Consider the following 21,266-nt stretch of genomic DNA (forward strand, 5'->3'; position numbering starts at 1 on the left):
GAGCCGCGGGCTGGCCCGCGGCGGGTGGCGGCAATCAGTGCAGGGTCTCTTCGGCCTGCTGGATCGCGGCGAATTCCTCTTCCGGTGTACCGGCTACCAGGTGGTGGCGGCTGTAGAAAGCAAAGTAGGCAATCAATACCCCATAGATCACTGCCGCGCCAATCACTACCCGTGGGTCGACCAGGAAACCGGCCACCACGGCGACGCAGGCCAGTAGCAGCGCCACGCCCGAGGTAAAGATGCCGCCAGGGGTGCGGTACGGGCGCTCCATCTTCGGCCGGCGGATACGCAGGGTGATGTGCGCGGCCATCATCAGCACATAAGACAGTGTGGCACCGAATACCGCGACCAGAATCAGCAAATCGCCCTGGCCGGTCAGCGACAGCGCGAAGCCGATGATGCCGGGGATGACCAAAGCCAGTACCGGCGCCTTGCTCTTGTTGGTTTCCGACAGTTTGCGCGGCAGGTAGCCGGCACGGGACAAGGCGAAGATCTGCCGGGAATAGGCATAGATGATCGAGAAGAAGCTGGCGATAAGCCCGGCCAGGCCGACCAGGTTGACGAAGCTGCCCATCCAGGTAGAGCCGCCGTAGGCTTTGGCCAATGCTTCGACCAGCGGGTTGCCAGAGGCTTTCAGCGCTTCGGAACCCGCGCCGCCAGGGCCGACCACCAGAATCAGCAAGGCAAAGGCGACCAGCACCAGCATCGCGCCGATCAGGCCGCGTGGCAGGTCGCGTTTCGGGTTCTTGGTTTCCTCGGCAGCCAGGGGCACGCCTTCGACAGCCAGGAAGAACCAGATCGCATAGGGGATCGCCGCCCACACGCCGACATAGCCAAACGGCAGGAAGCTGCTGGCGCCCACGGCGTCCGTCTGGGCGATGTCGAACAGGTTGGCTGCATCAAAATGGGGCACCATCGCCACCAGGAACACCGCCAGGGCGATAGCGGCCACGGCAGTGATGATGAACATCAGCTTCAGCGCTTCACCCACACCGAAGATATGGATGCCGATGAACACGATGTAGAACGCCAGGTAGATCATCCAGCCGCCGATGCCGAACAGTGACTGGCAGTAGGCCCCGATGAAGGTGGCGATGGCGGCGGGGGCGATGGCATATTCGATCAGGATTGCCGTGCCGGTAAGGAACCCGCCCCAGGGGCCGAAGGCGCTGCGGGCAAAGCCGTAGCCGCCGCCAGCGGTGGGGATCATCGACGAAAGCTCGGCCAGCGAGAAGCACATGCACAGGTACATGGTGGCCATCAGCAGTGTGGCGAGGAACATGCCGCCCCAGCCGCCCTGGGCCAGGCCGAAGTTCCAGCCGGCGTAGTCGCCGGAGATCACGTAGGCCACGCCCAGGCCGACCAGCAGCACCCAGCCGGCGGCGCCTTTTTTCAGTTCACGTTGCTGGAAGTAGTCTGAGCCGACCTTTTCGAAGTCTACGGAAGAGCCTGCCGACGAGCCGGCGGATTGATCGCTTGGCATAGATTCACCTGTTTTTTTTCTTGGTGGCCGGGGGAGGTCCGGGCCGATGGTGATGGGTACTGCAGGAAGCGAGCCAGAGCGGCTGGTGCAGGTTGCCGCCCTGGGTTTTGTGTTTGCAGGTCTGCCCCTTTCGCGGGCTTGCCCGCTCCCACATGAATTGCACAGGTCTTGAAAACCGTGCGGTCCCTGTGGGAGCAGGTTTACCCGCGAAGACGGCGACGCGGTCTAGAAGAAGCCCAACGGATTGATGTCGTAGCTCACCAGCAGGTTCTTGGTCTGCTGATAATGATCAAGCATCATCTTGTGCGTCTCACGCCCGACCCCCGACTTCTTGTACCCGCCAAACGCCGCATGCGCGGGGTACAGGTGGTAGCAGTTGGTCCACACCCGGCCGGCCTTGATACCCCGGCCCATACGGTAGGCACGGTTGATGTCGCGCGTCCACACGCCGGCACCCAGGCCGAACTCTGTGTCGTTGGCAATCGCCAGCGCCTCGGCTTCGTCCTTGAAGGTGGTCACGCTCACCACCGGCCCGAAGATTTCCTCCTGGAACACGCGCATGCTGTTGTTGCCCTTGAGCAGGGTCGGCTGGATGTAGTACCCGGTAGCCAACGCACCCTCCAGTTTTTCCACCTTGCCGCCGGTCAGCAGCTCGGCGCCTTCCTTCTGGGCAATGTCCAGGTACGACAGAATCTTCTCGAACTGCTGCTGCGAGGCCTGGGCGCCGACCATGGTGTCGGTGTCCAGCGGGTCGCCGCGCTTGATTTGCAGCACCTTCTTCATCACCACTTCCATGAACTGCGGGTAGATCGACTCCTGGACCAGTGCGCGCGACGGGCAGGTACACACCTCGCCCTGGTTGAAGAACGCCAGCACCATGCCTTCGGCAGCCTTGTCGATGAAGCTCGGCTCGGCCTGCATGATGTCTTCGAAGTACACGTTCGGCGACTTGCCGCCCAGTTCGACAGTGGAAGGGATGATGTTTTCGGCGGCGCATTTCATGATGTGCGAGCCCACCGGGGTGGAGCCGGTGAAGGCGATCTTGGCGATGCGCTTGCTGGTGGCCAGTGCTTCACCCGCTTCGCGGCCATAGCCTTGCACCACGTTGAGCACGCCTTTTGGCAGCAGGTCGCCGATCACTTCCATCAGCACGGTGATGCCCAGCGGGGTCTGCTCGGCCGGTTTCAGCACCACGCAGTTGCCGGCGGCCAGGGCCGGGGCCAGCTTCCAGGCGGCCATCAGGATCGGGAAGTTCCACGGGATGATCTGCCCGACCACGCCCAGCGGCTCGTGGATGTGATAGGCCACGGTGCCTTCGTTGATCTCTGCTGCGCCGCCTTCCTGGGCGCGGATGCAGCCGGCAAAGTAGCGGAAGTGGTCGACCGCCAGCGGGATATCGGCATTGAGGGTTTCGCGGATCGGCTTGCCGTTGTCCCAGGTTTCGGTGATGGCCAGCAGTTCCAGGTTCTGTTCGATACGGTCGGCGATTCTCAGCAGGACGTTGGAGCGGTCCTGCACCGAGGTCCGGCCCCAGGCGTCAGCCGCAGCGTGGGCGGCATCCAGGGCTTTGTCGATGTCTTCTGCAGTAGAGCGCGGGAATTCGGCGATCGGCTGACCGTCCACCGGAGAGGTGTTGGTGAAGTACTCACCCTTTACCGGAGGAACGAACTCACCACCGATGTAGTTGCCGTAGCGGTTCTTGAAGGAAACCTTCGCGCCTTCGGTACCGGGATGTGCATAACGCATGGTGTGTCTCCTGGCTATTGTGTTTGTTAGGGAGTTGGAAAGCGTAGAGCAAAGGTCGGGCCAGCGTTGGCAGCACCAGGCAAATCAATGGGTTGGCTCAGCATCCAGCAGTTTGCCGCGCAGCTCTGTGCCAGCATCGGTACGCCCGCAGTGACACTTTGTGCCATTTGCGACACGTCACCGTAGGGTGCATTGCAAACCTTTTCCGGGTAGAGGATGCTGACTGGACTCTCTATCTGCGGAGAACTACAACAAATGCAGAGCAATCATTTCAGTCACCATGCCCGGCAGGTGCATAGCGTGGCCCACGGCGGGGCCGGGGAGGGCGCAAGCGATCCGTCCATCGCCCGCTCCTGGTTGCGCTGTCTTGAGGACTACCACCTCGACCCGTCGGTGGCCCAGGCGCCGGTGGTGCTCGAACACGGGCGCCTGCTGGAAAGCCGCGAGCGTCTGCGCCAGGTGTTGCAAATTGCCGATCATGAAATGAACAGCCTGCACCAGCAGCTTTCCGGGGCCGGTCATGCGGTGTTGCTGACCGATGCCCGTGGTGTGATCCTGAATTGCGTCAGCGCCCCTAACGAGCGGCGCAGTTTCGAGCATGCCGGGCTGTGGCTGGGCGCCGACTGGAGCGAGGCACGCGAGGGCACCAACGGCATCGGCACTTGCCTGGTCGAGCGCCAGGCGCTGACCATCCACCAGAACGAACACTTCCGCGGCCGTCACACAGGCCTTACCTGTTCCGCCAGCCCGGTGTTCGACCCACATGGCGAACTGCTGGCGGTGCTCGACGTGTCCTCGGCGCGGCCCGACGTTTCCCGGCAAAGCCAGTTCCACACCATGGCCTTGGTGAACTTGTCGGCGAAGATGATCGAAAGCTGCTATTTCCTGCGCCATTTCGAGCAACAGTGGCTGCTGCGTTTTCACTTGCAGGCTGAATCGGTCGGCCTGTTCAGCGAAGGGCTGTTGGCGTTTGACGGCGATGGGCGTATCCGCGCCGCCAACCAGAGCGCGCTGAACCTGCTGGGCAGCGTGCGCGGTGGCGTGCTGGGCAAACCCCTGGAACGCTTCTTCGCCTGCAGCCACGATGATCTGTTCAGCCGCGCCACACCCGGTGGCAGCACCGTCTGGCCGCTGCGTACTTTGGACGGTCGTCAGGTCTTCGCCAGCCTGCGTGGCCAGGCCCGTGCGCCGGTGTGGTCGGTGCCTATCGGCCAGCCACGCCCGGCGCGCGAAGTGGAGCCGCTTGTGTGCCTGCTGGACGCGGCCCTGCAAAACGACTTTCGCCGCAGCGTGCGGGTGTTCGAGCGTGATGTGCCGCTGCTGCTGCGCGGCGAGACCGGCTGCGGCAAAGAGGCCTTCGCCCAGGCCGTGCACCAGGCCAGCGAGCGGCGTGGCAAGCCGTTTGTCGCCATCAACTGTGCCTCGATCCCGGAGAGCCTGATCGAGAGCGAGCTGTTTGGCTATCGCGGCGGTAGCTTTACCGGTGCTCGCAAGGAAGGCATGCGCGGCAAGTTGTTGCAGGCAGACGGCGGCACCTTGTTGCTGGACGAGATCGGCGACATGCCGCTGGCCCTGCAGACCCGTCTGTTGCGGGTGCTGGAAGATCGGCAGGTGGTGCCTATCGGTGGCGAGCCACAGGCGGTGGATGTGCGGATCGTCAGTGCCACGCACCGCGACTTGTTGGAGCGAGTCGAGCAGGGCGGTTTCCGCGAGGACCTGTATTACCGCCTGAATGGCCTGGAGGTAGCGTTGCCGGCGGTGCGCGAACGCAGCGACAAGGCGCAGTTGCTGGACTTTCTGCTGCGCCAGGAGGCGCACGGGCAGCTGATCGATATAGAGCCCAGGGCGCGCCAGGCGCTGCTCGACTTCACCTGGCCCGGTAACGTGCGGCAGATGCGCAATGTGCTGCGCACCCTGGTGGCGCTTTGCGAAGATGCCCGGATCGTGTTTTCGGACCTCCCCGCCATGGTTCGCCAGGGCGCTGCCCTTGATCGCCGGCAAGCCAGCTCCCACCCCGACCGCGCCGACTTCAGGCCATCTGCTGTCCCTGTGGGCGCTGCGTTGCCGGCGACAGGGCCAGCTGCATTGAAAGATGCCGAATGCCATGCGCTGATGGCGACCCTGGAAGCAAAACACTGGCACCTGACCCGCGTCGCCGAACACCTGGGCATCAGCCGCAATACCTTGTATCGCAAACTGCGCAAACATGGGATCACCAGGCCCGACTGAGCGAAACAGCGGGTGCGATTTGTCGCGCCCTGGGCTACCCTGCCTCGATGTTTTGCGAGGTCGACCATGCATATTCACATTCTCGGTATTTGCGGCACTTTCATGGGTTCGCTGGCCGTGCTGGCCAAGGAACTTGGCCACCGTGTCACCGGTTCGGACGCCAATGTCTACCCGCCGATGAGCACCCAGCTCGAGGCCCAGGGCATCGAGCTGACCCAAGGCTATGACCCCGTCCAGCTGGACCCGGCGCCAGACCTGGTGGTCATCGGCAACGCCATGTCGCGTGGCAACCCGGCGGTAGAGTACGTGCTGAACAAGGGCCTGCCCTACGTCTCCGGCCCGCAGTGGCTGGCTGATCACGTGCTGCAAGGGCGCTGGGTACTGGCGGTTGCCGGGACCCACGGCAAGACCACCACCAGCAGCATGCTGGCCTGGGTGCTAGAGCACGCGGGCATGAGCCCGGGCTTCCTGATCGGCGGTGTGCCGCAAAACTTCTCGGTGTCGGCGCGCCTGGGCGACACACCGTTCTTCGTGGTTGAAGCCGACGAGTACGACAGCGCGTTCTTCGACAAACGTTCGAAGTTCGTGCACTACCACCCACGCACGGCGATCCTCAACAACCTTGAGTTCGATCATGCCGACATCTTCCCGGACCTGGCGTCGATCGAGCGACAGTTCCACCACCTGGTGCGCACCATCCCCAGTGAAGGCCTGGTCATTCACCCGACCACCGAACAGGCGCTGGAGCGGGTCATCGGCATGGGCTGCTGGACCCCGGTGCAGACCACCGGTGAAGGTGGCCAGTGGCAGGCGCGCCTGCTCAGCGCTGACGGCTCACGTTTCGAAGTGCTTTTCGAAGGTGAAGCGCAGGGCATTGTCGACTGGCCACTGACCGGCCAGCACAACGTTGCCAACGCCCTCGCCACCCTGGCAGCGGCCCGTCACGTGGGCGTGGTGCCGGCCATGGGCATCGACGGCCTGAGTGCTTTCAAGAGCGTCAAGCGGCGCATGGAAACGGTTGCCGAAGTGCAGGGCGTGACCATCTACGATGATTTCGCCCACCACCCCACCGCCATCGCCACCACCCTCGACGGCCTGCGCAAGCGCGTTGGCGAGGCCCCGGTGATCGCGGTGATCGAGCCACGTTCCAACTCGATGAAGCTGGGTGCCCACCGCGACGGCCTGCCGGAAAGCGTCAACGACGCTGACCAGGTGATCTGGTACGCGCCGGCGAACCTCGGCTGGGACCTGGCGGCCACCGCCGCACAATGCAAGGTGCCGAGCGTGGTGGCTGACAGCCTCGAGGCGATCATCGAACGGATCAAGGGCCAGGCCCGCCCAGGCACCCACGTGGTGATCATGAGCAACGGCGGCTTTGGCGGCCTGCACGGCAAGCTGGCCGAGGCGCTGAAGTGAGCGGGCCGGAACGCATCACCCTGGCCATGACGGGCGCCTCGGGCGCCCAATATGGCCTGCGACTGCTTGATTGCCTGGTGCGCGAAGACCGTGAGGTGCACTTCCTGATCTCCAAGGCTGCGCAACTGGTAATGGCCACCGAGACCGACGTGCTGCTGCCGGCCAAGCCCCAGGCCATGCAGGCGTTCCTCACCGAATACACCGGCGCCGCCGACGGGCAGATCCGCGTGTACGGCAAGGAAGACTGGATGTCGCCGGTAGCCTCGGGTTCCGGTGCCCCGGCGGCGATGGTGGTGGTGCCCTGTTCCACAGGCACCCTGTCGGCGATTGCCACCGGTGCCTGCAACAATCTGATCGAGCGCGCGGCCGACGTTACCCTCAAGGAGCGCCGTCAGCTGATCCTGGTGCCTCGCGAAGCGCCGTTTTCCACCATCCACCTGGAGAACATGCTGAAGCTGTCGCAGATGGGCGCAGTGATCCTGCCGGCGGCGCCGGGCTTCTATCATCAGCCACAGACCATCGACGATCTGGTCGACTTTGTCGTGGCGCGTGTGCTCAACCTGCTGAACATTCCCCAGGACATGTTGCCGCGTTGGGGCGAGCATCATTACGGGGTGGATGATTGAAGCGAGCGCTGGCTGGTTTGCTGACCCTGGGACTGTTGAGTGGCTGTGCCACGGTGCGCACGCTGGACGCCAACAAACCCGGGGCACCGGTAGTGTATGCCGGTACCCGGTTGGACTTGTATGTGATCAATGGTGGCTGCTGCCCGCGAGATCGCTACGGGGCTGACGCGCCGGGTTACCCAGCGCTGGACCTGCCTGGCAGCATGTTGCTCGACACCCTGTTGCTGCCGTTGTCGTTGCTGACGGCGGCCGGGGTAGGCTTCCAGGCCACCGGCGGCCTGTAACGGCTATATCTTGCCCAACCTGCGCAACTCATCCGACTCCACAACCCGTATCCCGTCTTCTTCCTCCAGCGCCAGGCGCCACAGCGCCCGGGCCAGCGTGCAGGCCTCGATCCCCCGGTACTTTCCGGGTATCAGCCTGGAAAACGGTGAAGCCAGCTGTTCACCGAGCCGTGGCTGAATCCGCTCGCCCAGCAGCAACGACGGCCGCACGATGGTCAGCTGTGGCCAGTTCTGAGCCTTCAGCGCCTCTTCCATTTCGCCCTTCACCCGGTTGTAGAAAATCGACGACTTGGGGTCCGCGCCCAGCGCACTGACCACCAACAGATGCCGCGCGCCCATTTCCCGGGCACGCTTGCTGAACGCCACCACCATGTCCAGGTCCACCGCGCGGAAGGCTGACTCGGAGCCGGCCTGCTTCAGCGTGGTCCCCAGGCAGCAGTAGGCGATATCGACCCGCCCGGCCAGCTGCGGCAGGAACACGGCCGGGTCGCCCACCGGGTTTTCCAGGTGCGGGTGCTCGGCCAGGGGCCGACGGGTAGGCGCGAGCACCCGGGTAATGGTCGGCTCGTTGAGCAGGCGGTCGAGCAGGTGTTCACCGGTCAGGCCGGTGGCTCCGGCAAGCAGGACATGCTGAGGCGTCAAGTACATGATGTCTCTCCCTTGTTACACTCAAGCTTAGTGGCTGCCGGGCGTTTTTGCCTGTTCCCCCATGTTGGCCTGCGTGGCATTGCGCAGTGCCTCCTCGGCTTGCTGGCGGCGCAAGTGCTGCCAGTGCTCAAGCACCGTCGGGGGGGCCCACAGCTGCGGTTCAGAGGCTTCGAAGCCTTCTCTGTGTTCCCTTTCGGCAACGCTGGCGCGTGCCAGTTCAAACGCTTGTTTCAGGTCGTCGGTCTGGTTCAGTGCTTCGGCGAACAGGGCATCGCCAAAGTAGGTGAAATCGGCTTCTTCCGAACACCCGAAAGACACCCGGTCAGCCCTGGCGGCGGTCATGATCAGCGTGCGTTCATCCTTGAGCGGGGCGATATAGCCCCCGGAATAGCAGGCGGATATGACGATTACCTTGTCTCGGTCCTTCAGCGGCGCGAGGGCGCTGGCCAGTTCGTCAGCGGTCAGGTCGGCCAGTTGCAGGCGCGGCTGGTCGAGCACCAGCTGGTGGTCGTGGCTGCCATGGCTGGTGAGGTAGATGAACACCAGGTCTTCGGGGCCGCTGCGTTCGGCCAAGGTGCTGGCGGCGCGGGTGAGGTTCTCGCGGGTGGCCATGGGGCGGGTGGCCATGTGGTCGCGGTGGTTGACCAGGGTCACCTGGCCACGGGCGCCAAAACGCACCTTGAGCATGTTGCTGACGTAGTCGGCTTCGCGCAGGAACACGCTTTGCTGGCCATCGCCGGCCACTACCAGGCTGTACAGCTGGATCGGCGGGGCCGAGCGCGGTACCCGGGCCAGCGCCTCTTCCAGCAGCCGACCCTGGTTGAGCAGGGCCAGGTCCAGCGGGTCGGACAGCAGCTTGCCTTTGTGGTCGCGCACGCGCACGCCATTGGCCCACATGCCGCTTTCGACCCTGCCGCTGGCCAAGGTCAGCTGGCCCTTGCCGTGGTAGGCATCGTCGAGGAAGCCGCCAATGTACTTGCTGCCGTCGGCCAGCTGCAGGCTGCCCTGACCGGACAGCCGCCAGTCGACGAAATTACCCTTGTAGTGGCTGCCGTCACTGCCTAGCAGTTCGCCTTCGCCGGACAGCGAGCCGTCTTTGAATTCGCCGATCCACACATCGCCATCGGCGTTTTCGTAGCGGCCACGGCCCTCCAGGCGGTTGTCCTTGAACTCACCGATGTACTGCTCGCCGTCGACACTGTCGTAGGTGCCGCTGCCTTGCAACTGGCCATTGACGAAGCGGCCGCTGAACTGGTTGCCGCTGGCATCGCTGCGCACGCCGGCGCCGTTGGGCTTGCCCTTGGCGAAAAGGCCCTGGTAGCGGCTGCCGTCGGCCAGCTCCAGTTCGCCTGCGCCTTCGTACAGGTCGTCCTTGAACTGGCCACGGTAGGTCTGGTCGGCTTGCTTGAGGGTGCCTTCGCCATCGCGGCGACCGTGGTTGAAGGTGCCGGCATAGTGGCTGCCGGGGGTTGTCAGGTCCCCCAGGCCCTGGAACAGCCCTTCGCTGAACTGGCCCCGGTACACCTCGCCGTTCTGGCCGTGCCATTCACCCGGGCCATGCCATTGGCCGTCCTTGAAGCTGCCGGCGTACCAGCTGCCGTTGGGGTAGTCGATGCGGCCCTCGCCCTGCAACAGGCCATCGACCACCTGGCCCCGGTAGCGCCCGCCGTCAGGCAGGCGTGCGTCCGGCGGGAGCAGCGATTCGCCATCGCCACAGGCGGCGAGCAGCAGGACCAAGGTGATGGGGAGCAGTGGACGCATGGCGAGGACCGGGCAATAGGTCTGCCGAGTATGACGCAGAATTGGATCCTGAGACAGCGAGAGGCATGCGCCCTCAACGCCCTCGCAAAAAGTCCATCATCCGCCGATTCACCTCATCAGCCGCCTCCATCTGCACCATATGCCCGGCCTCCGCCAGCACCAGCACTTCAGCCTCCAGCCCCTCGGCATGGCTGGCCGGGATGATCGCGTCCTTGCCGCCCCACACCACCAGCGCCGGGTGTTGCCCCAACACACCGCGCAGGTCATGGCGCTGCCGGTCGCCGTCGGCGAGCGCCGAGGCCAGCTGCTGCAGGGCCTGATCCACACCCTCCAGGCGCTTGAACTTGAGCATGTCCTCGAGCATTTGCCGGGTGACCAGCGCCGGGTCGGCAAACAGCTGCATCATCTGCGGCTTCAAGGCATTGCGGTTGGCAGCGGCGACGAAACCTTGCAGGTACTGCGCGTTGATCGCCTCGCCCAGCCCGGCGCTGGCCACCAGGCTCAGGCTGGCCACCCGCTGCGGCGCCAGGCGCGCCAGGTTCAGGCAGACCGCGCCACCCATGGAATGGCCGGCCAGGTGGGCCTTGGCGATGTCCAGGTGATCGAGCAAGGCCAGCACGGTTTCGCTCAGTTCATCCAGGTCACCACGCTGCAGGGCCTTGGCCGACTCGCCGTGGCCCGGCAGGTCGAGGGCGATTACCCGGCGCTCGACAGCCAGTGCCGGGTGGTTGAAAAGCCAGTTGTTGAGGTCGCCACCAAAACCATGCACCAGCACCAGCGGCGTGCCGCCTTCACCCAGCTCGAACCAGCGCAGCAGCCGATCGCCCACTTCGGCTTTCTGCGGAGCAGGCCCCTGGGCCTGGTCGGCGCCACCTTCGGCGACGAATTCGGCCTGGAAGCGCTGTACCAGCGCATCGATTTCGGCTTCCTCGGCCTCGCCCTCCACCACCACTGCCAGCAGTGCGCCGACCGGCAGGGTTTCATCCGGCCTGGCCACCTGGCGGCGCAGCACACCGCTGAACGGTGCTTCGACGCTGCTGCTGATCTTGTCGGTCTCGACGTCCAGCACCTCGTCGCCCTTGTTGATCGGGTCACCTTCCTGCTTCAGCCAGGTGTCTACCCGGCCCTCGGTCATCGACAAGCCCCACTTGGGCATGGTCAGGGTATGGATCTGGCTCATGCGGCACTCCTTGCAGCTTCGATCACCTTGCGCACGGCGGCCTCGATTTTCGCCGCGTCAGGGATGTACAGGTCTTCCAGCGCATCGGAGAACGGCACCGGGGTGTGCGGCGCGGTGACCATCTCGACCGGGCCCTTGAGCGCAGCGAAGGCTTTCTGCGCCACCAGTGCGCTGATGTCGGTGGCCATCGAGCAGCGCGGGTTGGCCTCGTCGATCACCACCAGGCGGCCGGTCTTCTCCACGCTTTCCAGAATGCTGTCTTCGTCCAGCGGGCTGGTGGTGCGCAGGTCCAGCACTTCGCAGTCGATGCCCTGGCGGGCCAGATTGTTGGCGGCCTCCAGCGCCACATGCACCATGCGGCCGTAGGTGACCAGGGTCACGTCATCGCCATCACGCAGGAAGTTGGCTTCGCCGAACGGCACCGTGTACACCTCTTCCGGCACCTCGCCCTGCATGCTGTACAGCAGCTTGTGCTCGCAGAAGATCACCGGGTCGTTGTCGCGGATGGCCTGGATCAGCAAGCCCTTGGCATCGTAGGGGGAGGACGGGCAGACCACTTTCAGGCCGGGGATGTGCGTCCACAGCGAGGTCAGCATCTGCGAGTGCTGGGCTGCCGCGCGCAAGCCGGCGCCATACATGGTGCGCATCACCAGCGGGGTGACCGCCTTGCCGCCGAACATGTAGCGGAACTTGGCAGCCTGGTTGAGGATCTGGTCCAGGCAGCAGGCGGCAAAATCGACGAACATCAGTTCGCACACCGGGCGCAGGCCTTGGGTTGCAGCACCGACCGCAGCACCGACGTAGCCGATTTCCGACAGCGGTGCGTCGAGCACACGCCCCGGAAACTGGTGATACAAGCCTTTGGTCACCCCCAGCACGCCACCCCAGGCGTCTTCTTCACCGGGCGCACCGGCCCCGCCGGCCACGTCTTCGCCAATGATGAACACGCTGTTGTCGCGGCGCATTTCCTGGGCCAGGGCTTCGTTGATGGCCTGCTGGTAGCTAATCTTTCTTGGCATGGTGGTTCTCCTGTTGTTCTTGTAGTCCGGGGCTCAGGGGTAGGCGACGTAGACGTCGGTGAGCAAATCGGCGGGCTGCGGCTTGGGATCGGACTTGGCACGGCGCACGGCGTCTTCGATCAGGTCTTCGATGCGGGCGTCGATGGCGTCCAGTTGCTCGGCGGTGAGCAGGCCGGCACGGGTGGTCTTGTTGCGGAACTGCATCAGGCAGTCGCGGGTTTCGCGCAGGTTCTTCACTTCGTCGGGCGCGCGGTAGGTTTGCGCGTCACCTTCGAAGTGCCCGTAGTAGCGGCTGAGCTTGACCTCGATCAGCGACGGCCCTTGCCCGGCACGCGCACGCTCGATGGCTGCCCCGGCGGCTTCATGCACGGCAAAGAAGTCGAAGCCGTCGATGGTGACACCGGGCATGCCGAAACCGGCGGCGCGGTCGGCGATGTGGTCGCAAGCCACCGACCAGTTCGAGGCAGTGGCTTCGGCGTAGCCATTGTTCTCGGCGACGAAGATGCACGGCAGGTTCATGATCGACGCCATGTTCATGGCTTCGAACACCGCGCCTTCGTTGGAGGCACCGTCGCCGAAGAACGCCACCGACACGTCGTCGCGGCCCTTGAGCTTGGCGGCCAGGGCAGCACCGGCCACCAGTGGCGCACCCGCACCGACGATGCCGTTGGCACCGAGCATGCCCTTTTCCAGGTCGGCAATGTGCATCGAGCCGCCCTTGCCCCCGCACACGCCGGTCTTCTTGCCGTAGATTTCGGCCATCATGCCGTACACATCGACGCCCTTGGCGATGCAGTGGCCGTGGCCACGGTGGGTCGAGGCGATGCAATCGCTATCGCGCAGGTGGGCCATGACCCCGGCGGCGGAAGCCTCTTCGCCGGCATACAGGTGGACGAAGCCAGGGATTTCGCCGGTGGCGAACTCTATGTGCAGGCGTTCTTCAAAGGCGCGGATGGTGCGCATCACTTCATAGGCATGCAGCAGTTGTTCGGTACTCAGTTGATTGGACATCTTGTTGTTCTCCAGGGTTGTCTCAACGCGGGTTTGCAGGGTGCAGCCGATGGCCGCGAGGCACGGCCAGCAGGTGGTGGCGGGCGGCATGCGCCAGCACGGCCTCGACATCCACGCTCAGCGGGCCTTGGTGGTCGAGGGTGATGGTGGGGGTGTCGTGCTCGGCAAATTCGATTTCGCGTTCGCCGTCCAGGGCCAGCGTGCCGCTGGCCAGGCTCAGGCGGTGGGCGACGCCCGCTGTCAGCGTGCCGCTGGCGGTGATGCCGCAGCCTTGCAGCAGGCCGGGCGCCAGTGGCGCGAGCAGCGCCTGGTCGGCACCCGGGTTCAGGCGTACCCAGGCGCCGTGCGGGTCCTGGCGCGAGACCGGGCACCACAGGCCGCACAGGGCCGACAGGCCGATGGCGTGAGGCTCGGCAAAACAGGCGAACACTTCGCTCAGGTCTTCGCTGCGGCTGAGCGCGCGTGCACCGATGAAGCGCTGGGGTGACACCGCCACTTCCACCAGGGCCCACTGCGCAAGTTGTTGCTCGGGTACCTTCACCAGCAGGCGTTTGTTGCGGCGCAGGCCGATGCTGGCGGGCACCTGGCCGCTTGCGAGCAAGCCGCCGGCCAAGCCCGCGCTGGTGGCTTCGCGCAACTCGGGGAAAGCGTTGTTGGTACCGGTGGACAGGGTCAGCAGGGGTATGTCACCGGCCTCGGCGGCGACTGCCTTGTGGGTGCCGTCGCCACCGAGCACGGCGATCATCGCCACGCCGCGTTCGACCATGCGTCGGGTGGCCTGGTGGGTATCGGCCACGGTCTGGGTCAGTGGCAGGTCGAGTATTTCAATGGCAGGCCAGTGCTGGTCATGGGCGACCGGGCCGTTGCTGGCCTTGAGCACGGCGGCAGCGATGCCGGTCATGTCGCTGGGCAGCAGCACCTGGCCGATGCCGGTGGCGCCGAAGGCAGCAAGCAGGCGCTGGATAGCCGAGGCCTTGTCGGTGCTCGAATAGAGCCCGGCATTGGCGGTCAGGCGGCGCAGGTCGCGGCCTGAGGCCGGGTTGGCAATGATCCCGACAGTCGGGGCGGGTAGCGGCATGGCGCACCTCGTATTGTTGTTTGCCAAGGCAGGAGCAAGCCCGGTGCCAGCTTTCTCCGGCTGCGCTGAAATACCTGAGGCAGAGCGGTCTGAATGCGCTCGGCCGCACATTGACGGCAGCGCCGGCGAGACGCCGGGTGCCTGCGCAGGGTGGTAATTGCCGAGACGCCGAGACGCTGCGTCTCAAGCGAGCCGGTAATCACGCAGTGCTTGTCGGGGCATGTTCGGAAGCGCTTAATGGCCGCACAACGACAAGAACAGCAACGAGAACCGGAGGGCCTGAATGCTTGCCGCGAACTCCCGAGCCCATGTCGACTGCGTCAGCAGGGTGCTGAAGAACGCCGATCGCCTGCCGCAGGCGCCGGTGCCTGCGCTGATCCTCGATTCATGGCGCCGCTCCATGGACCTGCACCACCTCGACCCTGGCTCTCAGCAAGGGCCGCGCATCCTCTCGCAAAGCCTGCTCAACGAATGCCGTGAACGTGCGGAACTGTTCCTGCGTATCGCCAGTGATGCCGTGGCGCGCCTGCACCAGCAGGTGCGCGGCGCCGACTACTGCGTGCTGCTGACCGACGGCCTGGGGCGTACCATCGACTACCGGGTGGAGTCATCCATCCGCAACGACTGCCGCAAGGCCGGGCTGTACCTGGGCACTTGCTGGTCGGAAGGCGAGGAGGGCACCTGCGGGGTGGCGGCGGTGCTGACCAGCAGGGCGCCTGTCACGGTGCACAAGCGCGATCATTTTCGCGCGGCCTTCATCGGCCTGACCTGTACCGCAGCACCGGTGTTCGACCCGCAGGGCGAGTTGCTGGGCGTGGTGGATGTCTCGGCCTTGCAGTCCCCGGACGACCGTCGCAGTCAGCACCTGATCCGCCAGCTGGTGGAGCAGACTGCCCGCGAAATCGAAAACGCGTTTTTCATGCACAGTGCCCAAGGCCATTGGGTGATGCGCGCCCATGGCACGCCGGGCTATGTGGAAAGCCAGCCTGACTACCTGCTGGCGTGGGACGCCGATGGCCGCCTGCAGGCGATCAACAGCCTGGCGCGGCAACGCCTGGTGGAGCGCCTGGGGCGCCTGCCAGAGCACATCGGTGAGCTGTTCGACATGGACCAGCTGCGCCGCGTCAATGCAGCGTCTGCCCAGCGTCTGCCAGGTCTGGGCGGGCTGTATGGCCGGGTCAGTGCACCGCAGCTACGCCAGCGCGCGCAGCCGTTACGCCAGGCCCAGGACGCCCGTATCGAGCACCACCTGCGGCTGGCGACGAGGGTCAAGGACTGCAACCTGGCGGTGCTGGTACAAGGCGAGACGGGGGCCGGCAAGGAAGTATTCGCCCGCCAGTTGCACCAGCAGAGCAAGCGCCGCGCGGGGCCCTTCGTTACGCTGAACTGTGCGGCAATCCCTGAAAGCCTGATCGAGAGCGAGCTGTTCGGCTACGTGGCCGGGGCCTTTACCGGCGCCTCCAGCAAAGGCATGCAGGGCCTGTTGCAGCAGGCCGACGGCGGCACGCTGTTCCTCGATGAAATCGGGGATATGCCGCTGAACCTGCAAACCCGCCTGCTGCGGGTGCTGGCCGAGGGCGAAGTGGCGCCTTTGGGCGCAGCTCAGCGCGAGCGGGTGGATATTCAGGTGATCTGCGCCACCCACCGCGACCTCGCGGCGAGGGTGGCAGGCGGGCACTTCCGCGAGGACTTGTACTTCCGCCTGGCCAATGCCCGTTTCGAGCTGCCGCCGCTGCGTGAGCGCGATGATCGCCTGGGCTTGATTCAGCAGATGCTGGCCGAGGAAGCCGAGGCCTGCGCGGTCGAAGTGGTGTTGGCGGACGATGCGCTGCAAGCGCTGCTGGTCTACCGCTGGCCAGGGAACTTGCGCCAGTTGCGCCAGGTGTTGCGCTATGCCTGTGCGGTGAGCGAAGGCGGGCTGGTGCGGTTGCAGGATTTACCGACCGAGGTGCGCGGCGAGGCGGTAGCGGCGGCTGAAAGCGGAGTGTCCTGCCCGGCACGTCAGTTGCTGCTGGATGCGCTGATCCGCCATCGCTGGAAGCCGGCCGATGCCGCGCGGGCGTTGGGGATATCACGGGCGACGCTGTATCGACGGGTGCACGAGCACCGCATCGAGATGCCGCGGATGAAGGTTTAGGGTCATTGGGGCTGCTTTGCAGCCCATCGCCGGCAAGCCAGCTCCCACCTCGACCGCACAGGCTTCGGGCCGTATGCAGGACCTGTGGGAGCCTGGCTTGCCGGCGATGAGGTGTTGACAGGCAATAAAAAGCCCCGGCACTGGGCCGGGGCTTTGGGTACATCACACTACTCGATCACTCCTGGTTAGCCAGTTTGTGCTCGAGGTAGTGAATGTTGATGCCGCCTTTGCAGAAACCTTCATCACGCACCAGGTCGCGGTGCAGCGGGATGTTGGTCTTGATGCCGTCGACGACGATCTCGTCCAGGGCATTGCGCATGCGCGCCATGGCTTCGTCGCGGTCCTTGCCGTAGGTGATCAGCTTGCCGATCAGCGAGTCGTAGTTCGGCGGAACCGAATAACCGCTGTACAGGTGCGAATCGACACGTACGCCGTTGCCGCCCGGGGCGTGGAAGTGCTTCACCTTGCCTGGGCTCGGGATGAACTTCTTCGGGTCTTCGGCGTTGATCCGGCACTCCAGCGAGTGGCCGCGGATAACCACGTCTTCCTGGCGGTACGACAGCTTGTTGCCAGCGGCGATGCTGAGCATCTCCTTGACGATGTCGATGCCAGTGACCATTTCCGACACCGGATGCTCAACCTGAACGCGGGTGTTCATCTCGATGAAGTAGAAGCTGCCGTTTTCGTACAGGAACTCGAAGGTGCCTGCACCGCGGTAGCCGATCTCGATGCACGCATCGACGCAACGCTTGAAGACTTCCTGACGGGCCTTCTCGTCGATGCCCGGGGCCGGCGCTTCTTCCAGCACCTTCTGGTGACGGCGCTGCAGCGAGCAGTCACGGTCGCCCAGGTGAATGGCGTTGCCCTGGCCATCGGACAGCACCTGCACTTCCACGTGACGTGGGTTGGTCAGGAACTTCTCCAGGTACACCATCGGGTTGCCGAAGGCAGCACCGGCTTCGGTACGGGTGAGCTTGGCCGAGGCGATCAGGTCCTCTTCCTTGTGCACCACGCGCATGCCGCGACCACCACCGCCACCGGCGGCCTTGATGATCACCGGGTAGCCGACGTCACGGGCAATGGCCAGGGCGACTTCTTCGTCTTCCGGCAGCGGGCCTTCGCAACCCGGCACGGTCGGTACGCCCGACTTGATCATCGCAGCCTTGGCCGAAACCTTGTCGCCCATCAGGCGAATGGTGTCGGCTTTAGGGCCGATGAAGGCAAAACCGGATTTCTCGACCTGCTCGGCAAAGTCGGCGTTTTCTGCCAGGAAGCCGTAGCCCGGGTGGATCGCGGTGGCGCCGGTAACTTCGGCGGCAGCGATGATCGCCGGGATGTGCAGGTAGGAGTTCTTGGATGGCGCGGGGCCGATGCAGACCGACTCGTCTGCCAGGCCCAGGTGCATCAGTTCGCGGTCAGCCGTGGAATGCACGGCGACGGTCTTGATGCCCAGCTCTTTGCAGGCACGCAGGATCCGCAGGGCAATTTCCCCGCGGTTGGCGATCAGGACTTTTTCGAGCTTCGCAGACATCGTTGGCTCTCCGCGATTCAAACGATGGTGAACAGCGGCTGGTCGAACTCAACCGGCTGGCCGTCTTCTACCAGGATGGCGTCGATCACACCGCCGATATCGGATTCGATGTGGTTCATCATCTTCATGGCTTCGACGATGCACAGGGTGTCGCCTTTTTTCACCGACTGGCCAACTTCAGCGAAGTTTGGCGAGGTCGGCGATGGCTTGCGGTAGAAGGTACCGACCATCGGCGAGCGCACCACGGTGCCTTTCAGGGCCGGGGCAGCAGCGGCTTCGGCGGCTGGCGCGGCGGCGGCAGCAACCGGGGCGGCTACAGGCGCGGCAGCCATCGGCGCAGGTGCGTAGAACTGCTGGGCAGCTGGGGTCTTGCTGTGACGGCTGATACGGACCGACTCTTCGCCTTCCTTGATCTCCAGTTCGTCGATGCCAGACTCTTCCAGCAGCTCGATCAGTTTCTTGACTTTACGGATATCCATTAATCATCAACTCCCAAAGGTTCGGTCAGGGGGCGAAATACAAAAAACGTATCTAGAACGTTTCTCTCGAACCCTGGCCCACTGAGGCCAGGGTTTTCATCATTTGGGCTGTGCGTTGGCAGCCAGTTGTTCCAGTGCGGATTCCAGGGCCAGGCGATAACCGCTGGCGCCCAGGCCGCAGATCACCCCTACGGCAACATCGGAAAAGTAGGAGTGATGACGGAACGGTTCGCGTTTGTGCACGTTTGACAGGTGCACTTCGATGAATGGGATGCTCACCGCAAGCAATGCGTCACGTAATGCGACGCTTGTGTGGGTGAAAGCAGCCGGATTGATCAGGATGAAGTCCACACCCTCGTTGCGTGCGGCGTGAATACGGTCGATCAGTTCGTATTCGGCATTGCTCTGCAGGTACTGCAGATGGTGGCCTGCTGCGCGGGCACGTTGCTCCAGGTCCTGGTTGATCTGGGCCAGGGTCACGGCGCCGTAATGGCCTGGCTCGCGAGTACCGAGCAGGTTGAGGTTGGGGCCGTGGAGCACCAGTAGCGTTGCCATCTGCGGATTCCTTGGATTTGTAGGGCAATTCGACACAGCGCGGCGAGTGTGCCGTAAAGCGACGGCAAGTGTCCAGTTCCCGGCAATAGCCAGCACGATGTCCGAGATTCGCGCGAAGTATGTGACCAAATAATTAAATCTGGTCACTGTATCGAGGATTTTTCACGGCTCGCGGGAAGTTATAGCCCGAGTTTGCCCCGTACGCGTGCCAGGATTTGCGCGAATTCACCGGCGTTTATCTCGCCAACGACCCGATCAGCGGTTATTTCGCTGCCGTTCGCAGCAAAGAACAGCAACGCCGGCGGGCCGAACAGCTGGTAGCGATCAAGCAGCTTGCGCTGCTGTGCATTGCTCTCGGTGATGTCGAAACGCAGCAGCTTGAGGCCGGCCAGCTGTGCGTGCACCTGGGGTGCGTTGAGCACTTCGTGTTCGATCACCTTGCAGCTGATGCACCAGTCGGCGTACCAGTCCAGCAAGACCGGTTGGCCGGCCGCCTTGGCCTCGGCCAGGGCCGCATCCAGGGCGGCGGGGGTGGTGATGGTCTGCCAGGCATCCGCTTGTGCCACTGTGCTGCTGGTGGCGCTCGGCGCTGCGGCCGGCAGTGGGCGCAGTGGATCGCCCTGGCCACTCAGGGCCCCGTACCAGCAGGCCAGTGCGTACACCAGCAAGCCCAGGCCGAGCAGCTGCGCCAGGCGCTGGCGTGGCGCTTTGACCACAAACTCCAGGGCGCCGAGGAACAGCGCCACGCCGGCGGCCAGGAAGCCCACCAGCAGCAAGGTCACCGGGCCCGGTAGCACACGGCTGAGCAGGCCGATCGCCAGCCCCAGCAGCAGTACGCCAATCGCGTTTTTAACCGTGTTCAACCACGGCCCGCTTTTCGGCAGCCAGGCAGCGCCGCCGGTGGCGATCAGCAGCAATGGTGCACCCATGCCCAGGCCCAGGGCGAACAGTTTCAGGGCTCCCCCGACAGCATCGCCGCTGGCACTGATGTACAGCAGCGCCCCGGCCAGTGGTGCCGACACACAAGGCGAAACCAGCAGGCTGGACAACACGCCCAGCACCGCCGCGCCCAGCAGCGAACCGCCTTTGGTGCGGCTGGCGACGCTGTCCAGGCGAGTGCTCAGGGCCTGCGGCAGTTTCAGCTCGAACAGGCCGAACATGGCCAGGGCGAACACCACGAAGAACAGTGCGAAAGGCCCCAGCACCCAGGCCGACTGCAGGCGTGCCTGCAGGTTCAGGCCGGCACCGAACAGGCCCATCAACGCACCCAGTGCCGCGAAGCTGGCCGCCATCGGCAGCACGTACGCCAGCGACAGCGCCAGGCCGCGCAGGCCGCCGACCTGGCCGCGCAGCACCACACCGGACAGGATCGGCAGCATCGGCAGCACGCAGGGGGTGAAGGTCAGGCCGACCCCGGCGAGAAAGAACAGCAGCAGCGATTTCCAGCTCCAGCCGTGTTCGGCGCTGGCGGGTGCGGCTGCGCCACCTGGGCCATCGATGCTCAGGCGGGCGGTTTCCGGCGGGTAGCACAGGCCCTTGTCGGCGCAGCCCTGGTAGCCCACCAGCAGGGTGAAGGCACGCGGATCGGTGCGTGGCAGCTCGATGTCGAGCACGCCGTGGTACACCTCGACGTCGCCGAAGAACTCATCGTGCTTGGCTTCGCCCTTGGGGATGTTCGGCGCGCCCAAGGCGATGTCGGCCGGTTCCGTGTGGAACTGGAAGCGGTGGCGGTAGAGGTAGTAGCCCTCGGTGGCGACGAAGCGCAGCTTTATGCTTTGCGCATCGGCCTGGACCAGGCTGAGCTTGAAGGCCTCGTGGACCGGCAGGAAGTCGGCGTTGTTGGCCAGCGAGGCGGCGCCGAGGGTGGCGCTGGGACGGTTGTCGAGCAGGCCCGTGGCGAAGGCAGGGCTGGCCAGCAGCAGGAACAGCAGGAAAAACAGGCGGCGCATGGCGGACTCGCGAGGTGGAACGTGCAGGCCATGATAACGGAACTGTTGTGGGTTGGCTTTGTGGGAGCAACTGTCTTGTGTTGCCTGTTTTGGCCTCATCGCCGGCAAGCCAGCTCCCACAGGTATCGTGCAGG

The 21,266-nt window shown here is 64.6% G+C and carries 17 protein-coding genes; 5 read left to right on the forward strand and 12 right to left on the reverse strand.

Annotation, left to right across the window (positions count from 1 at the left end; translation table 11 throughout):
* Positions 1-34: 34 nt before the first annotated feature.
* Together eat and exaC are read right to left on the reverse strand one after the other, a co-directional pair.
* Positions 35-1,483, reverse strand: coding sequence for an ethanolamine permease (gene eat, locus AC5O5I_RS02700; protein WP_172220535.1), 1,449 nt, complete (start codon positions 1,481-1,483; stop codon positions 35-37).
* 225 nt (positions 1,484-1,708) lie between these two features.
* Positions 1,709-3,229, reverse strand: a complete 1,521-nt coding sequence (exaC, locus tag AC5O5I_RS02705; protein ID WP_172220532.1) for an acetaldehyde dehydrogenase ExaC — start codon at positions 3,227-3,229, stop codon at positions 1,709-1,711.
* A gap of 255 nt (positions 3,230-3,484) precedes the next feature.
* On the opposite strand from exaC, the gene AC5O5I_RS02710 reads away from it, so the two are divergent.
* The 4 genes from AC5O5I_RS02710 to AC5O5I_RS02725 all read left to right on the forward strand — a co-directional run bounded on the left by AC5O5I_RS02710 (position 3,485) and on the right by AC5O5I_RS02725 (position 7,784).
* A complete protein-coding gene (locus AC5O5I_RS02710; protein ID WP_494512030.1) occupies positions 3,485-5,458 on the forward strand; it encodes a sigma-54-dependent Fis family transcriptional regulator in 1,974 nt (657 codons plus the stop codon).
* A 66-nt stretch (positions 5,459-5,524) separates the two neighbouring features.
* A complete protein-coding gene (mpl, locus tag AC5O5I_RS02715) occupies positions 5,525-6,874 on the forward strand; it encodes a UDP-N-acetylmuramate:L-alanyl-gamma-D-glutamyl-meso-diaminopimelate ligase (RefSeq protein ID WP_172220526.1) in 1,350 nt (449 codons plus the stop codon).
* Positions 6,871-7,500, forward strand: a complete 630-nt coding sequence (gene ubiX / locus AC5O5I_RS02720; RefSeq protein WP_172220523.1) for a flavin prenyltransferase UbiX — start codon at positions 6,871-6,873, stop codon at positions 7,498-7,500. The genes mpl and ubiX overlap by 4 nt, the downstream gene beginning before the upstream one ends.
* A complete protein-coding gene (locus AC5O5I_RS02725) occupies positions 7,497-7,784 on the forward strand; it encodes a YceK/YidQ family lipoprotein (protein WP_172220520.1) in 288 nt (95 codons plus the stop codon). Before ubiX ends, AC5O5I_RS02725 begins: the two co-directional genes overlap by 4 nt.
* A gap of 3 nt (positions 7,785-7,787) precedes the next feature.
* On the opposite strand, the gene AC5O5I_RS02730 is transcribed toward AC5O5I_RS02725, so the two are convergent.
* The 6 genes from AC5O5I_RS02730 to AC5O5I_RS02755 form a co-directional block, all read right to left on the reverse strand.
* Positions 7,788-8,432, reverse strand: a complete 645-nt coding sequence (locus tag AC5O5I_RS02730; protein WP_172220517.1) for an oxidoreductase — start codon at positions 8,430-8,432, stop codon at positions 7,788-7,790.
* Between the two features lie 27 nt (positions 8,433-8,459).
* The gene (locus tag AC5O5I_RS02735) at positions 8,460-10,193 is read right to left on the reverse strand and encodes a C13 family peptidase (protein ID WP_494512031.1); all 1,734 of its coding nucleotides are present in this window, start codon (positions 10,191-10,193) and stop codon (positions 8,460-8,462) included.
* 73 nt (positions 10,194-10,266) lie between these two features.
* Positions 10,267-11,373 (reverse strand): acetoin dehydrogenase dihydrolipoyllysine-residue acetyltransferase subunit, encoded by a 1,107-nt coding sequence (locus tag AC5O5I_RS02740; protein WP_494512032.1) that lies wholly within the window; start codon positions 11,371-11,373, stop codon positions 10,267-10,269.
* On the reverse strand, positions 11,370-12,392 hold the full coding sequence (locus AC5O5I_RS02745) for an alpha-ketoacid dehydrogenase subunit beta (protein WP_494512033.1): 1,023 nt from the start codon (positions 12,390-12,392) through the stop codon (positions 11,370-11,372). The genes AC5O5I_RS02740 and AC5O5I_RS02745 overlap by 4 nt, the downstream gene beginning before the upstream one ends.
* A gap of 33 nt (positions 12,393-12,425) precedes the next feature.
* Positions 12,426-13,403: a thiamine pyrophosphate-dependent dehydrogenase E1 component subunit alpha gene (locus AC5O5I_RS02750; RefSeq protein ID WP_172220505.1), complete on the reverse strand. Its 978-nt coding sequence runs from the start codon at positions 13,401-13,403 to the stop codon at positions 12,426-12,428.
* A gap of 22 nt (positions 13,404-13,425) precedes the next feature.
* Entirely contained in the window at positions 13,426-14,481 is a 1,056-nt protein-coding gene (locus tag AC5O5I_RS02755) for an ATP-NAD kinase family protein (RefSeq protein WP_172220502.1), read from the reverse strand.
* A 283-nt stretch (positions 14,482-14,764) separates the two neighbouring features.
* Between AC5O5I_RS02755 and AC5O5I_RS02760 the strand changes: the two genes are divergently transcribed.
* Positions 14,765-16,618: a sigma-54-dependent Fis family transcriptional regulator gene (locus tag AC5O5I_RS02760; protein ID WP_494512034.1), complete on the forward strand. Its 1,854-nt coding sequence runs from the start codon at positions 14,765-14,767 to the stop codon at positions 16,616-16,618.
* Positions 16,619-16,793: 175 nt separating this feature from the next.
* On the opposite strand, the gene accC is transcribed toward AC5O5I_RS02760, so the two are convergent.
* The 4 genes from accC to AC5O5I_RS02780 form a co-directional block, all read right to left on the reverse strand.
* Positions 16,794-18,149: an acetyl-CoA carboxylase biotin carboxylase subunit gene (gene accC / locus AC5O5I_RS02765; RefSeq protein WP_172220496.1), complete on the reverse strand. Its 1,356-nt coding sequence runs from the start codon at positions 18,147-18,149 to the stop codon at positions 16,794-16,796.
* Between the two features lie 17 nt (positions 18,150-18,166).
* Positions 18,167-18,628 carry an acetyl-CoA carboxylase biotin carboxyl carrier protein gene (gene accB, locus AC5O5I_RS02770; RefSeq protein ID WP_172220493.1) on the reverse strand — a complete coding sequence of 154 codons (462 nt, stop codon included), beginning with the start codon at positions 18,626-18,628 and terminating at the stop codon, positions 18,167-18,169.
* A gap of 99 nt (positions 18,629-18,727) precedes the next feature.
* Positions 18,728-19,183: a type II 3-dehydroquinate dehydratase gene (gene aroQ / locus AC5O5I_RS02775; RefSeq protein ID WP_003255330.1), complete on the reverse strand. Its 456-nt coding sequence runs from the start codon at positions 19,181-19,183 to the stop codon at positions 18,728-18,730.
* A 179-nt stretch (positions 19,184-19,362) separates the two neighbouring features.
* Positions 19,363-21,132 carry a protein-disulfide reductase DsbD gene (locus AC5O5I_RS02780; protein ID WP_494512035.1) on the reverse strand — a complete coding sequence of 590 codons (1,770 nt, stop codon included), beginning with the start codon at positions 21,130-21,132 and terminating at the stop codon, positions 19,363-19,365.
* Between the last annotated feature and the right edge of the window lie 134 nt (positions 21,133-21,266).

The sequence above is a fragment of the Pseudomonas sp. 9_2_1 genome, assembly GCF_059295275.1.